Origin of the sequence: Streptomyces lydicus, assembly GCF_004125265.1 — a bacterium.
GTDB classification, from domain to species: domain Bacteria; phylum Actinomycetota; class Actinomycetes; order Streptomycetales; family Streptomycetaceae; genus Streptomyces; species Streptomyces lydicus_C.
In genome coordinates, this window is the sequence record NZ_RDTE01000003.1 from 150,404 (window position 1) to 164,393 (window position 13,990).

Sequence of the window (13,990 nt, forward strand, 5' to 3'; positions counted from 1 at the left end):
GCAGTGCTTGCCATGACCCATCGTCCTTCCATACGTGCGAGAAATGGTCCTGTCTTCTTTCATGGAGCAACACAGGGGCCGGGGGCGGACTCGACCGGAGCGCGCCCGGATGGCTCGGGGTTACGCGGTGGCGCGGGCGCCCGGGTCCATCCGGGCGAGCCCGGCGCGCAGCGCGGCGTTGAACCGGTCGGGGAGCTCCTGGTGCGGCATATGGCCGACGCCGGCGATCACGCTGACCGCGGCGCCGGGCGTGAGGGCGGCACAGGTCCGTGCCACCTCCACGGGAATCGCGGTGTCCAGCTCACCGTGGAGGTAGTGGATCGGCACCTGCAGCCCGGGCAGCATCGGGCGCGGGTCGTAGCCGTCGGCGGCGACCTGGTGCTCGTCGATGTAGACGCCGGAATCCAGGATCTCGCGGACCGTCCAGTCGATGAGCGCGGGCGCGGTGCCCGGTGCGTACCACCCCGGCACCCAGCCGGAGACCGTACCGGCCCGGTCGCGGCGCAGAGCGGCCACGAGCTCCGCCTGAGCGTGAGTCCTCGTCGACGGCCAGTATCCCGGCGCGCCGACGGGAACCACACCGGCGATCAACTCAGGCCGCAGCAAACCCAGTTCAGTGGCGAAGGTCCCGCCGATCGACGAGCCGATGACCACGGGCCGGTCCAGCCGCAGCGCGCCGATCAGTGCCACCAGGTCGCTGACCACCCCGGCGGTGGTGTTGCCCCGGATGGGGCGGGCCGACCGCCCGCAGCCCCGCCAGTCGACGGTGATGACACGGTGGTCCCGGGTGAAATCGGGCAGCTGGGCGCCCCAGGTCCGCCCGCTGGTACCCCATCCGTGCAGGAACAACAGCGCCGGGCCGGTCCCCTCGTCCTCGTAGTGGAGCGTGGTGTCGTTGACGTCCAGGTTGGGCATGGTTCTCCTCTGCTGCTTCGTGGGCCCTTGCGGGCCGCGCGATTCGTGATGGCCCCAGCCAACCGCGACCGCCTCCGCCAACCAACGAGCGATTCGCGCCTACACTCATCGCGAACGGTGATCAATACTGGTGACGGTGGTCAGGGGGACCCAGGGGGCCATGGAGCTGCGTCAGCTGCGCTACTTCCTCACCGTGGCGGAGGAACTGCACTTCGGCCGCGCCGCCGACCGGTTGCACATCGTGCAGTCCGCGGTCAGCCAGCAGCTCCGCCGACTCGAACGCGAACTGGGTACCGAACTGTTCGCCCGCTCCACCCGGGCCGTCCGGATCACCGAGGCCGGCAACCGGCTCCTCCCGTACGCCAGGGAGATGCTCGCCCTCCAGGCACACGCCCGGGAGGCCATCGAAGAACTGAGTGCCGAACACGCCGCGACGGTGCGCCTCGGCACCAGCTCCGGGCTGGGTGTCCGGCTGGACGCCGTACTCACCGCGTTCGCCCAGCACGCCGGGCACCCCCAGTTGGAACTCGTCACCGGCAGCACCGGGCAACGCCTGGCGCAGGTGCAGGCCGGTGACCTGGACGCCGCACTGCTGCGCGGCGAACGAAGCGAACCCGGGCTGGAGTTCCTGCCCCTGTGGCAGGACGCACTGATGGCGGCGCTACCCGCCGGCCACGCGCTGGCCTCGCCGGAGACCGTCGAGCTGGCCCAGCTCGCGGAACTGCCGCTGCGGCTCTCCCCGCGCTCCCGCAACCCCGCGCTCCACGACCTGGTGATGCGTTCCTGCCGGGCAGCCGGCTACGCGCCCGTCCTGGGCCCCGAGTTCACCAACGACCAGGACACCCTCGCCGCCATCGGCCACGGCAAACCGTCCTGGACGGTCTTCTACGCCCCGCACGCCGACCAGCTCTCTGTTCCCGGCGTGGCGTTCCGCCCCCTGAGCGGGCCGGCACTCGTCATGCGGACATACCTTGCGGTGCAGAACGGTCCGCCCCGTGCCGCACTGCGTACCCTGATCGAAGCCTGCTACGAGGCGGTCGAAAGCGCCCGAGCGTAGCGCCTCGCTCGCCACTTGCGCCCTGCGGGACTGCGTCGGATTGGTCGTGCACCGTACGACAGCCCCCCGCCCTGACCGGACGTGGATCTCCCGGACCGGGCGGCCCTGGCCTAATGGCGCCCTGTTACGGGGCCGAGGCCCACCCGCGCGCTCCACTCCCGCCCTGGACGAAAGGAGACCAGCTCGGGCCTCGGCGGTCCGGCCGGCGGCTGGGCCCGACGCTGTTCCTGACTGGTCGACAGATGCAGGGTTGCCGTGCCGGGCAACGGTCTGGTCCCGTTTCAGGAGCGGCGCTGGGACGCCGTTCGTGGGGCCGTGCCGCTGGTGGGCCGGCCCCACGGCCTGGACGGGCTGTGGCGGCGGGGGCGTCGCTCAGACGGTGAGGGTGGGGTAGTCGGTGTAGCCGCGGTGGTCGCCGCCGTAGAAGGTGGCCGGGTCAGGGGTGTTGAACGGGCCGCCGGAGGCGAGGCGACGGGGCAGGTCGGGGTTGGCCAGGAACAGGGCGCCGTAGGCGAGCATGTCCGCGCTGCCGTCCTCGATCAGCCTCAGCGCGTCGGGTCCGGTGGGGTCGGGGTGGGTGAAGGGGTTGAGGACGAACGTGCCGGGCCACGCCTTGCGCAGCTGTGCGGTCAGGTCGCGATCCGGCCCCTCCATCAGGTGCAGGTAGGCCAGGTCCAGGCCGGCGAGCCGCTCCAGCAGCGCCCCGTAGACCTCACCCAGGTTGTCCTCGGACATGTCGTTGAACGGGTTTCCGGGGGAGATCCGCAGGCCCACGCGATCGCTGCCGACTGCCTCGGTCACGGCCGTGACGACCTCGACGGCGAAGCGCATCCGGCCCTCGGTGTCGCCGCCCCAGGCGTCGGTGCGCCGGTTGGAGTTGGGGGCGAGGAACTGGTGGATGAGGTAGCCGTTGGCGCCGTGCAGCTCGACGCCGTCAAACCCGGCCTCGATGGCGTTGCGGGCCGATTCGGCGAAATCGGCGATCGTCTGCCGGATCTCCGCCTCGGTCAGCTCCTTCGGCGCCGCGAGGTCCTTGCGCCCGTCGTGGGTGTAGATCTGCCCGTTGGCGGCCACCGCCGACGGACCCACCGGCTCCAGCCCGTCGGGCAGCAGGTTCGGGTGGCTGACCCGGCCGGCGTGCATCAGCTGGGCGAAGATCACGCCGCCCTCGCGGTGCACGGCGTCGGTCACCGTCCGCCACGCCCGCACCTGGCCGGGGGTGTGCAGGCCGGGGGTGTCGGGGTAGCCCTGGCCGACCGGCGAGGGCTGGATGCTCTCACTGACGATCAGCCCGGCACTGGCGCGCTGCGCGTAGTACGTCACCATCAGCTCAGTCGGCTCGGCACCCGGCCCGTAGGCGCGACTGCGGGCCATCGGCGCCATCACGACGCGGTTCGCCAGGTGCTTGCCGCCCAGAACGATCGGATCGAAAGCAGTGGTCATGGGTTGTTTCTCTTTCTCTGAGGGGGTTGGCGCTCCGCCGCGCACGTGGAGCGCGCTGTCTGTCGGAGTGCGCGTTCTGTCTGAGTGCGCGCAGGGGGGAGCTGCCACGGGATGCTGATGCTGCTGGGCAGTGCGCCGCGGGTCTCGCTGAAGCGGGCAGGCCGCTGCGGACGGCAACCAGCGCCGGGAGCGGGGGGATGCTGTCCGCGGGGCCGTGTCGCCGCGGCCGCGGCCGGGGCCGGGGGCGGGGGCGGGGCCGGGACCGTGACCGGCCCCACGAGTGTGTTGCTCAGGCGGCGTCGCGGTGCTGGTCCACGAAGTCCGTGATGAGCTTCTGCCATTCCTCGGGCCGTTCGACCATGGGCAGGTGCCCGGTGGGGATCTCCACGAGCTGGGCGCCGGGGATGTTCTCGGCGAGCTGGCGGTGCAGTCGGGTGGAGGTGAACCAGTCCTGGGTGGTGGAGATGACCAGGGTGGGCGCCTGGATGCCCGGCAGGTCGTCGCGGACGTCGAGGCGGCCGGCGAGTTCGGCGTGCTCGGGGGTGCCGTCGGCGATGTTGGCGGCGGAGAATTCGACGACCTGCTGGAGCTGTTCGTCCGGCATCGCCTCCAGCGCATCCGCGCCCAGGGCCATCATGACCAGGAACTGGGACAGCAGTTCCTGGTCGGTCTCTGCGAGCTTGCGCCAGATCGGAGTGGCGAGAGCGAGCCGGTTGTCGCGGTAGGGCAGGGTCGCGGTCAGCACGAGGGCGGTGACGCGCTCGGGGTGACGGGCGGCCGCACGGATGGCGACCGGGCCGCCGAGGGAGAAGCCGTGCAGGGCGAAGGTGTCCAGGCCCTCGGCGACGGCGGCGGCGACGAGTTGGTCGGCCAGGTCGTCCAGCGACAGCGGCGCGGTGGCACGGGGAGTGGCGCCGCTGCCGGGGTAGTCGATGCCGACGACCTTGTGCCCGGCAGCCAGGGCTTCCAGGACCGGGCCGTAGGTGTTGTCGATGCTGCTGCCGGCGCCGTGGGCCAGAGCGAGGCCGGGGCCGGAGCCCAGCACGGTGCGGGCGAACGTGGCTTCGGGCAGGGGGTGTGCGGACATGGGGAGTTCCCTTTCTTTGCGGGGGGGGGCTGGGATCAGGTAGTGCGGTGCCGGGCCCAGGAGCGGAGGCGCTCCAGGGCGGGCAGCAGGCTCCGGCCGTCGGCGGTGAGCGTGTAGGTCGCGGGCCCGGGCGGGAGCCGGTCGTGGGTGACGAGCCCGGCCTCGATGAGTTCGCGCAGCCGGTCGGCGAGCATCTTGGTGCTGATCGAGCCGATGGCGGTGTGCAGTTCGCCGTAACGGGCGGGGCGGGCGGCCAGGGTGTGGAGGATGATGCCGGTCCACTTCTGGCCGAGGACCTCGAACGCGGCGGCAAGATCCGCATCGACCGTCAGCGGCACATGGACGGGGCGGGCTGCCATCGGTGTGCGGTCCGTCAGGGCAGGAGAACGACCTTGCCCCTGTTGCGCCGGGCTTCGATGTCGGCGTGGGCGGTGGCGGCCTGGTCGAGCGGGTAAGCGCGCCAGACGGGCACGGTGATCTTGCCACCGGCAGCCAACTGCACCAGCTCCGGCAGGGATCGGCCGTCCTCGGCACTGCCGGCGCTGAAGCGGACGCCGTGCTGCGCGGCGGCCATGTCGGCGATCGTGATCACGCGCGCGCTGTCACCAGCCAGGGCGACGGACTCGGCGAGCACGCCGGCACCGGAGGCGTCGAGGACGACGTCGACTCCCTGCGGAGCCGCAGCCTTCACCCGCTCCGTCCAGCCGTCGCCGTAGCGGACCGCCGTGGCCCCCAGTGCGGTGACGCGCTCGACGTCGTGCTCGCCGACCGTCCCGATGACGGTGACGCCACGCGCCGCGGCCAGCTGCACCGCGACGGTTCCGACACTGCCGCCGGCGCCGTGGACGAGCAGGGTCTGCCCCGCCCGCACCTCCAGCTCCCGCAGGACCCGGAACGCGGTCTGGCCGACCGTGACCAGGGAGGCAGCGGCCTCCCACGACAGACCCCGGGGCTTGGCCACCGGCTGGTCGAGCAGGGCGTACTCGCCGTAGCTGCCGCCTGCCGTGGCACCGAGGACCTCGTCCCCCACGGCCGCGTCGGCCCCCTCGCCGACGGCGTCGACGACACCGGCCGCGTCCAGCCCGGGCATCACCGGGAAGCGGACCGGGAACGCGCCGGCCATCAGGCCCGACCGGATCTTGAGGTCGAGCGGGTTCACGGAGGCGGCCCGCACACGGACGCGGACCTGGCCCGGGCCCGGCTCGGGCATGTCGACCTCGGCGCGGGTGAGCACGTCCGGGTCGCCGTAGCGGGAGAAGGTGATCGCGGTGGACATCGAGAACTCCAGGCAAGAGAGGCACGGCACACGATGAATCATTCAGTTCGTGTGATTGCCCCTCCGGTGTATCACACAGATCGTGTGAAACGCGAAGCCAGAGGGCCATTACCTACGTCACACAGCGTGTATGATTTCTGGGTACGATGGGCTCCATGCCGTCCATGCCGTCCATGCCGCCCAAGCCGCCCGTCCACCGCCGCCCGCCGGACCCGAGCAATCCGCGCGTCCAGCGCACCCGCGCCCGCATCCTGGCCGTCGCCCGCGAGCTGCTGCCCGAGGTCGGGCTGACCGGCTTGACCACCGCGTTCCTGGCCGATCGGGCCGGCGTCACGCGCCAGACGCTGTACCGGCACTGGCCCAACCGCGCGGCCCTGCTCTCCGACCTCACCCTGCAGGGCCCCGACGTCGGCTACCCCGAACCCGGCACGGATGTGCGCGCCGTCGCCACGGCATGGCTGGTCAGCCTCCGCGCCGGCATCGCCGTCCCCGCCACCCGTACCGCCGCACTGGCCATCGCCGCCGAAGCCGACCACGACCCGGACAGCGCCCAGGGCATGGCACGGATCGTGGAGGACCGCCGCGCAGCGCTGAACAAGCTCCTGGAGCCGTCCGGCCTGCAGATCACCGCGGATCAGTACACCCTGCTCTATGGCCCCCTCCTCGCCCGCCTCTTCTTCGACCGGGCCGAAGCCACCGACGCATTCATCGACACCCTCGTCACCCAGTGGCTCACCAGCGTCGACCACACACCCGGGCAGCCTTAAGAGGACGGTTCATGACTCTCTGAGTGGATCTGTGGCCGCCTGACGGTGTGAGCGTGGGCGGAGTCCACTGGTCCGCCGCCTGCGGTCTGTTGAGGTGGTGGGGTGAGTGAACGCAAGCCGTATCCGGGTGACTCATCGGACGAGCAGCGGTCGTTGAGCGAGCCGGTGATCACCGCATGGAAGGACCGGCACCGTTCGGCCGGTGGCCATCAGGGCGCCTGCGAGATGCGAGATGCGAGAGATCGTAAACGCGAACCTCACCGCTGCGGGCCAAGAACGTCCGCGAAGCCCTCGAACACAACCTGCTGCCGACGAACATCGAAGGCACCCGAGCCAAGTTGAAACGCCTGGTCAGACTCGGCGTCCTCACCGAGGTCGACACTGGCAGCTTCGTCAGGAAGCAGCAGTCGGCCGAGCCCCGTGGTGGGGATCAGTGGGCTTGTCAGCCGGCCGGTGGGGTGGGCTGGTGCGGTCGAACGGGCCACCGTGCGCGGCGGCATACGCGATGGCGTCGTTGGCGGCATCGAGGCCGAACGACCGGACTCGTTCGGGGGCGAGATCCAGAGTGCCCGAGGCGAGGAGCCGGATGATGCCGACTTCGGCTGTGCGCGGGTACATCCACTGCCCGCGCACGGTGATCGAGTTGCGCATGATCCATGGGTACGGGAGCGCGAGGTCGTCGCCGCCGAGCATGCCGACGCCGCCCATGAGGACAACCCGGCCGTACTCGCGCACGGTCATGGCCGCCGCGCGCGACGCCGAGCTGGGTGCGCTCGGCGGGAGCAGGTCGATCACCATGTCGATCGGGCCGTCGGCCGCCGCGGACATCGCCGCGTGGTCGGTGGCCTCGTCTCCGGTCAGCGAGACGGGGCGCAGCCGCGGACCGAACCGGTCGGCGAGGAGGTCGAGCGCGGCCTGGTTGCGGGCCGGGGCGACCACGCGGCCCGCCCCCATCGCGAGCGCGACTGCGACCGCACTGCTGCCGAGGTTGCCGGTGGCCCCGCTGACGAGCAGCGTCTCTCCGGCTGCGAGCCCGCCTGCCAACAGCACGCCGTAGGAGGCCAAGGCACGATCATGGCACCTGTCGGGCCGGCGCATCGCCCCCGACCTGGAATACCTCGGCCGCCGCCGTGCCCGCTTCGAGTTCAGCCTCCACGAGCTGCGCGACCTCCTCGCCGATGCCGAGTGGTGGGGTGCCACTGCTGCCCTCGCGCAGCCTGGGCAGCCGCCGACGCGACCCGGGTACGGGCGGGTGGCGGGTACACGGGCGCCACTGTTTTCATCGCCGCCGAGAGCCACCGTCACCACTCCGGCAATCTTGTCGTCCTTGCCCCGGCCTGAGGCTTGCTCGCCTTTGCAGGCATCGTCGCCATGGACTTCCCCGGTCGGCAGTTGTGGCCGGGGACGCCGTCGGCGGTCGGCAATCCGGCCGATGCCCCGGTGGCCTCCTACGGCCTGTCCGATGGGGCATGGCCCACTGCCGTCTGCACATGCCGACGGTACTGCTCCGGCGTCACGATCCCTGGCGATGGGTGCCCGGACGGGTAAAACACGCCCTGGCAGGTGTAGCAGAAGCGCGCCTCAGCGGTGAGTGCGGTCGCACGGGCCACTCCGTCCTGAGCCCGCCGTGCGTCCCTGGACTCGCTACGGACAATGGCGATCGTGGCCACCACGATGAGCACCGCGACGACGACGCCAACGGCCGTGAGCCACGGCAGGTCCCGTTCCTCGGCAAATTCCTTCCCGGCGAGTCCAGCCACCACGGCGAGCACCAAGCCCTCGACGACGTGCAGGCAGCCATTATCGCTGCCCTTCGATGCCGGCGTGATTTTGGCCGCCAGGTCCTCGCGCCGTTCCCCTCCGTCTGTACGTGCCTCGGCCACCGGCACGTTCCCCCGCGTCTGGCATCCGGGACACGCCACCAAGCCGTTCGCCTCTTCGTTCCTCATTCTTCCATGATCACGTTTCACTAAGTGTCCACGTCAACTGGGGTCTTCGTCGGACTGCGGCTCACTGACCGTCTCAACATGAGATCGGCGCAAGCTCTTCATCGCCCGACGCGGCACCGCACCCGGCTCCGGCCTCGGACGCACCAACTGGGTGGCCGAACGGACATGTGCCCGGCTCCACCAGTTCAAGCGCCCGCCGGATCCGCTACGAACGCCGCGCCGGATTCACCAGAGTCTGCTGGAGCCGGCCTGCACCGCATCATCTGCCTGCGCTGTCTCTGCACAGATCAGGGTGATGGGCCCGTCAGCGGCGCCGGAACTCTCGGCCGGTCCAGCACAGTGAGTTCGGGCCATTGCTGCCTCCAACGGGCCGCCTTGGTCTCGTAGACCTCCTGCGGGGCAAGCACCGGATGCGGACGCACGACCAGATGGAACACCTCAGCCAGACCGAGACCGTGCGGCGCGCAGAAGCGCCACCGCGCGTCAGGATCCAGGCGGGCGCCCGCACAGGTCCCGTCACGACGTCACGGCGCCTGGCTGAGGGCGCCACGGGGCACCGAAGGGCGGCCCCTCCTTCCACCCGGGCCATGGTCAGGTTGAATCGTGGAAGCCTGCTGACCACCGACTTCCTCGCATGTGCTCTGCACGTCCCGGTTTCGCCAACCGGGGACCCTCAGCTACACGTCGCGCCGAGCCACGGCACTCGCACGGAGCCACTGCACCGGTTTCGGTCAGGAAGTCGGCTGGTCCCGAGAGCGGGAGTCACGCCAAGAGCACCCATGGCTTGGGCACCGTGCCAGGTCGCAGCTCCTCGGGGCGCGGCCTCCGCGACCGGACCGCCCGGCGGCCTTGCCTCGCCCGGACCGGCCGGCGCTCGGACGTTTACGCCGTGTTGCGCGAGCGTCACCGTGCATAGCCCGTTCCGACGCGCCTGGACCACCCGCCCCTGGGAAGACCACCCCACCCGCGACCCGCTGCCCGGGCGAGCCCCTAATATCATCTGGCGTCCTCCGACGGACGCTGACGCCCGCTGGATCGTGCCCGCCGCCCCACGCCCGGCACGACGGCTCCGCCGCTTGGCAGTGGAGTCGAGCATCGAGGAGAGGAACGTTCATGCGCGCCCGGAGCATCGCCACGGCCACCGCAACAGCATTGGCACTGGTGGCCGCTCGTGATCTTGTCCAGAAGAAGCACGCACTGCTCCGGAACTTCCCCGTGCTTGGGCACGCCCGGTACCTGTTGGAGACGATCGGGCCGGAGCTGCGGCAGTACATAGTGACCTCGAACGACGAGGAGCGCCCGTTCAGCCGCGACCAGCGCACCTGGATCTACGCGTCGGCGAAGGGGGAGAACAACTACTTCGGGTTCGGAACCGACAACGACGTCGAGCACACCCAGGGGCACGCCTACCTGAAGCAGCGCACGTTCGCCGGCCCGCTGCCCGACACGCACGACCCACAGGCCCCGCTGCCGTCGGCCAAGGTGCTGGGCGGGCCGCGCGGGCGCGCCAAGGCGTTCCGGCCGGCGAGTGTGGTGAACATCTCGGCGATGAGCTTCGGATCGCTCTCCGGCGCGGCGATCACGGCGCTCAACAAGGGCGCGGCGCTGGCCGGCACCCTGCACAACACGGGCGAGGGCGGTCTCTCGCCGTACCACCGCAACGGCGGCGACCTCGTCCTGCAGATCGGTACGTCCTACTTCGGCTGCCGCAACGAGGACGGCAGCTTCAACATCGACAAGCTCAAGGACGTGGTCGCCGGCGCCCCGGTCAAGGCGATCGAGATCAAGCTCTCCCAGGGTGCCAAGCCCGGGCTGGGCGGAATGCTGCCGGGCGCGAAGGTGACCCCGGAGATCGCCGAGATCCGCGGGATCCCGCTCGGTGAGGACTGCGCCTCCCCGTCGCGGCACACCGCGTTCGGCGATGTCGACTCGATGCTCGACTTCGTCGAACTGATCGCCGCCGAGACCGGCCTGCCGGTCGGGATCAAGAGCGCGGTGGGCGAGATGGAGTTCTGGCAGGAGCTGGCCACGCTGATGGCGCGTGGTGACCGTGGTGTCGACTTCGTGACCATCGACGGCGGCGAGGGCGGCACCGGGGCGGCGCCCCTCACCTTCTCCGACTCGGTGTCGCTGCCCTTCCGGATGGGCTTCTCCCGGGTCTACGGCGTCTTCGCCGAGCGGGGGCTGACCGACGACCTGACCTTCATCGCCTCCGGCAAGCTCGGCCTGCCCGAGAACGCCGCGGTCGCCTTCGCGCTGGGTGCCGACATGATCAACGTGGCCCGTGAGGCGATGCTGTCGATCGGGTGCATCCAGGCGCAGAAGTGCCACACCGACAAGTGCCCCACCGGCATCGCCACCCAGAGCCCGTGGCTGGCCCGCGGCCTCGACCCGGTCTCGAAGGCCGACCGGGCCGCCGTCTACCTGCGTACCCTCCGCAAGGAGCTGCTGAAGGTCTCGGCGGCCGTCGGCGTCGCCCACCCGGCGCTCATCACGGCCACAGATATCGAGATCATGAACGGCGACTACGAGGCCCGTACCCTGGCCGGTGTCTACGGTTACAAGGACGGCTGGGGCGAGCTCGGCCCGCACCTCGCCGAGGAGATCACCGCACTGCTCACCACCGAGCAGTCCTCCGACCGGAAGCCGACCGCCTGACCCGCCGGTCACGGCAGGCACCACGCTCGCTGCTCCCCTGCCCGGCGCGCGCGTGGTGCCGCCCGATGGCACCCTTGTCTTCCCTGTCCTCCCTGTCCTCCCTGCTCCACGAACAGCCCCTGCCTAGGTGAACAGAACATGAGCGAAAAAGTGAGATTCCCGAGCGTCGTCGGCCCCGAACTGGCCGGCGCGATCGACCTGCCGGACGGCGAGATCCGCGGCTGGGGGATCTTCGTGCACGGATTCACGCTCGGCAAGGGCTCACCGGCCGCGTCGCGTGTCAGCAAGCAGCTGGCACGCGAGGGAATCGGCATGCTGCGCTTCGACAACCTCGGGATCGGGGACTCCGACGGCGACTGGGGGGACGGTTCCTTCACCGTCAAGGTCCAGGACACGATCCGTGCCGCAGCCATGATGGCGGAGCGCGGAACTCCGGCGGACCTGCTGGTGGGGCACTCATGGGGAGGCGCCGCCGTCCTCGCCGCGGCGGCCGAGGCAACCGGCGTCCGCGCGGTCGCCACGATCGGGGCGCCGGTCGATCCCAGTCACGTCGAGCGGCAGTACGACGCGGTCGTGGACCGCGTGCTCAGTGAAGGGTCGCACGAGTGGTTCGTCGGCGGGAGGACCCTGGTCCTCAAGCGCGCCTTCGTCGAGGACGTCCGCCGTGCTCATCTGCGGGATCGGATCGGCGAGTTGGACCTGCCGCTCCTCGTCCTGCATTCGCCGACCGACAACACCGTCGACATCGCCAACGCCGGGGAGATCTTCAGCGAGGCACGGCACCCGCGGAGCTTCGTCTCACTCGAAGGAGCAGACCACCTCCTGACCGCCCGAGGACAGGCGCAGCGAGCCGCCCACATCATCAGCGCCTGGGCCGATCAGTACATCCCCGGACCACGGCCCGCCTGACGACGTGCAGCCTGCAGGAGGCGCTCGGATGACGGCGGCCCGACGGACGGTCCGACGGGCGGTCTGACGGGCGGTCCGACGGGCGGTCCGACGGGCGGCCTGACGGGCGGTCTGACTGCGGATCGTCGGGGCCTGGCAGATTGAAGCCTCGCCCCGACGGCGACAGGACCGGAGGTTCGGCATGGAGGGGGAAGCAGTGATGTCGCGGCATGACGGGGAGGTTCTGGAGCCGGCCGATCGGCCCGTCGACCCCTGGGAGGGCGTGAACGAAGCGGCACTGGCACAGGCCGTACAGGCGCAGGCGGCGCGGCCGGTGCGGGGTATCGAGGACATGGCGTCGTATCTCGCCGCCCAGGTGTCGGACACCGCACACCGCGAGGTCGTGGGCCCGCTCCTGGACGGGCAGGGGGCCAGCGGTGTCGTGGTGCGACGCGGCACGGTCATCGCCTCGTGGGGCGAGCCGACGCGTGCGGAGATGGCGTTCAGCGCCACCAAGAGCGTGCTGTCGCTGGTGGGCGGCATCGCGTTCGACGACGGGACGTTGCGCCTGGACGAACCGGTGTGCCGGTCGGTGGACCTGCCCCAGTTCGGCACCGTCCATGGGCGCGCGATCACCTGGCGCCACCTCCTCGACCAGACCAGCCAGTGGGAGGGCGAGTTGTGGGGCAAGCCGACATGGGTGGATGCGCAGAGCGCACGTGAGGGCACCGAGTCGGCCGGCGGGGCGCCCGGCGGGGGCTGGGCCTACAACGATGTCCGGGTCAACCTCACTGCGCTGGCGCTCACGGTCCTGTCCGGCCGCAGTCTTCCGGACGTGCTGCGCGCACGCGTCATGACGGCGATCGGAGCCTCCGATGACTGGTCCTGGCACGGCTACGAGAACGCGGCGGCCGACCTCAACGGCGCCCGGGTACCGGTGGTTTCCGGCGGTGCGCACTGGGGCGGCGGCCTGTGGATCAGCGCCCTGGACCTGGCCCGGATCGGCCATCTCTGTCTGCGCGGCGGAACGTGGGGCGGGCGGCGGGTCCTCTCGCGCCGCTGGATCGGGGAACTGTGGACGCCCTGCCCGGTCAAGCCCAACTACGGCCTGTCCTGGTGGCTCAACGACGACTGCTCCGTATGGCCCCAAGCACCCCGCACCGGCCGCTGCGCCCGCGGCAACGCGGGCAGCCACCTGCTGTGGGTGGACCCGGCACGCGAGCTGGTGATCGCCTCGCGCTGGGGCGCGGAGGTCGAGCGCCTCCTGACCGAGGTGTCAGGGGCGGTGCCGCCGGTGCCCGGACCGCTGTCCGGCCAGGGGTCGGGGGCGTGACATCAGGTCTCGGATGAGGCGTGGCCCCGGTGTTCCTGCCCCCGGGGCCACACGGAAAGAGCCGGGGCCACACAGGAGAGGTACGGGCTGTCAGAACGTCCAAGTGGTGTACCACGTCGCCTGGTTGGCGGAATTTCCCACTTGAGAGGTGACTCCACTGAGGCGGCCGTCAGCGCCGCGGGAGCCTATGTAGCGGCCCTTCGTGCCACTGTTCCAGGCAATGACGAAGGAGACATAGGAACCGTCGACGAACCCCTGCTCGATGGTGCCCGTCGTCGCACTTCCCGTCCTGGCGATACCGGTGAGGTTCCCCTGGGCGTCCTGGGTCACGGAGAGCGTGGCGTTCCACGCATTGCTCTGGTAGAGGGTCCAGATCCCGCCGACGTTGAAGCCGGGTGCGGCCGCCCTGGCCGCCGGCGCCACGGACGGCCGGTGCGCCGCGGCCTCAGCGGCGGGTGCGGCAAGGACGGTGCCACTCAGTGCAACGGACAGAGCCACGGCGGCCGTGGCGAGTCTGACGCGCATGCGGATTCCTTTCCCCAAAGGGCAATTTATGCGGCATAGCGCCTTCTGCGAAGCCCTGAGCTTCGCAGCAGCGGCCGTTCCCGAACAGGCGA

Annotated in this window: 12 protein-coding genes and 3 pseudogenes; 6 read left to right on the forward strand and 9 right to left on the reverse strand. The window is 70.8% G+C overall.

Annotated features, from left to right (window positions below; all coding sequences use genetic code 11):
- Positions 1-120: 120 nt before the first annotated feature.
- On the reverse strand, positions 121-915 hold the full coding sequence (locus D9V36_RS03530; RefSeq protein WP_129292455.1) for an alpha/beta fold hydrolase: 795 nt from the start codon (positions 913-915) through the stop codon (positions 121-123).
- 160 nt (positions 916-1,075) lie between these two features.
- Between D9V36_RS03530 and D9V36_RS03535 the strand changes: the two genes are divergently transcribed.
- Positions 1,076-1,972 carry a LysR family transcriptional regulator gene (locus D9V36_RS03535; RefSeq protein ID WP_129292456.1) on the forward strand — a complete coding sequence of 299 codons (897 nt, stop codon included), beginning with the start codon at positions 1,076-1,078 and terminating at the stop codon, positions 1,970-1,972.
- 372 nt (positions 1,973-2,344) lie between these two features.
- On the opposite strand, the gene D9V36_RS03540 is transcribed toward D9V36_RS03535, so the two are convergent.
- From D9V36_RS03540 to D9V36_RS03555, 4 genes are all read right to left on the reverse strand, one after another.
- Entirely contained in the window at positions 2,345-3,415 is a 1,071-nt protein-coding gene (locus tag D9V36_RS03540) for an alkene reductase (RefSeq protein ID WP_129292457.1), read from the reverse strand.
- Between the two features lie 289 nt (positions 3,416-3,704).
- The gene (locus D9V36_RS03545; RefSeq protein ID WP_129292458.1) at positions 3,705-4,502 is read right to left on the reverse strand and encodes an alpha/beta fold hydrolase; all 798 of its coding nucleotides are present in this window, start codon (positions 4,500-4,502) and stop codon (positions 3,705-3,707) included.
- Between the two features lie 35 nt (positions 4,503-4,537).
- Positions 4,538-4,861, reverse strand: a complete 324-nt coding sequence (locus D9V36_RS03550; RefSeq protein WP_129292459.1) for a winged helix-turn-helix transcriptional regulator — start codon at positions 4,859-4,861, stop codon at positions 4,538-4,540.
- A 14-nt stretch (positions 4,862-4,875) separates the two neighbouring features.
- Positions 4,876-5,778 (reverse strand): NADP-dependent oxidoreductase, encoded by a 903-nt coding sequence (locus tag D9V36_RS03555; protein WP_129292460.1) that lies wholly within the window; start codon positions 5,776-5,778, stop codon positions 4,876-4,878.
- 155 nt (positions 5,779-5,933) lie between these two features.
- Between D9V36_RS03555 and D9V36_RS03560 the strand changes: the two genes are divergently transcribed.
- Positions 5,934-6,545 (forward strand): TetR/AcrR family transcriptional regulator, encoded by a 612-nt coding sequence (locus tag D9V36_RS03560; RefSeq protein WP_241720683.1) that lies wholly within the window; start codon positions 5,934-5,936, stop codon positions 6,543-6,545.
- Positions 6,546-6,647: 102 nt separating this feature from the next.
- Positions 6,648-6,779, forward strand: a pseudogene (locus D9V36_RS42815) (IS5/IS1182 family transposase); the annotation flags it as partial.
- 208 nt (positions 6,780-6,987) lie between these two features.
- On the opposite strand, the pseudogene D9V36_RS03570 reads toward D9V36_RS42815, so the two are convergent.
- From D9V36_RS03570 to D9V36_RS03585, 3 genes and pseudogenes are all read right to left on the reverse strand, one after another.
- Positions 6,988-7,604: pseudogene (locus tag D9V36_RS03570) on the reverse strand (zinc-binding dehydrogenase); the annotation flags it as partial.
- A gap of 389 nt (positions 7,605-7,993) precedes the next feature.
- Entirely contained in the window at positions 7,994-8,494 is a 501-nt protein-coding gene (locus D9V36_RS03575) for a hypothetical protein (protein WP_129292461.1), read from the reverse strand.
- Positions 8,495-8,781: 287 nt separating this feature from the next.
- Positions 8,782-8,994 (reverse strand): annotated as a pseudogene (locus D9V36_RS03585) (nucleotidyltransferase family protein); the annotation flags it as partial.
- A gap of 613 nt (positions 8,995-9,607) precedes the next feature.
- On the opposite strand from D9V36_RS03585, the gene D9V36_RS03590 reads away from it, so the two are divergent.
- The 3 genes from D9V36_RS03590 to D9V36_RS03600 all read left to right on the forward strand — a co-directional run bounded on the left by D9V36_RS03590 (position 9,608) and on the right by D9V36_RS03600 (position 13,373).
- Positions 9,608-11,152: an FMN-binding glutamate synthase family protein gene (locus D9V36_RS03590; protein WP_129292462.1), complete on the forward strand. Its 1,545-nt coding sequence runs from the start codon at positions 9,608-9,610 to the stop codon at positions 11,150-11,152.
- 138 nt (positions 11,153-11,290) lie between these two features.
- The gene (locus tag D9V36_RS03595) at positions 11,291-12,061 is read left to right on the forward strand and encodes an alpha/beta hydrolase family protein (RefSeq protein ID WP_129292463.1); all 771 of its coding nucleotides are present in this window, start codon (positions 11,291-11,293) and stop codon (positions 12,059-12,061) included.
- A 199-nt stretch (positions 12,062-12,260) separates the two neighbouring features.
- Positions 12,261-13,373 carry a serine hydrolase domain-containing protein gene (locus D9V36_RS03600; RefSeq protein ID WP_241720684.1) on the forward strand — a complete coding sequence of 371 codons (1,113 nt, stop codon included), beginning with the start codon at positions 12,261-12,263 and terminating at the stop codon, positions 13,371-13,373.
- Positions 13,374-13,463: 90 nt separating this feature from the next.
- On the opposite strand, the gene D9V36_RS03605 is transcribed toward D9V36_RS03600, so the two are convergent.
- The gene (locus D9V36_RS03605) at positions 13,464-13,898 is read right to left on the reverse strand and encodes a hypothetical protein (RefSeq protein ID WP_129292464.1); all 435 of its coding nucleotides are present in this window, start codon (positions 13,896-13,898) and stop codon (positions 13,464-13,466) included.
- Positions 13,899-13,990 lie beyond the last annotated feature (92 nt).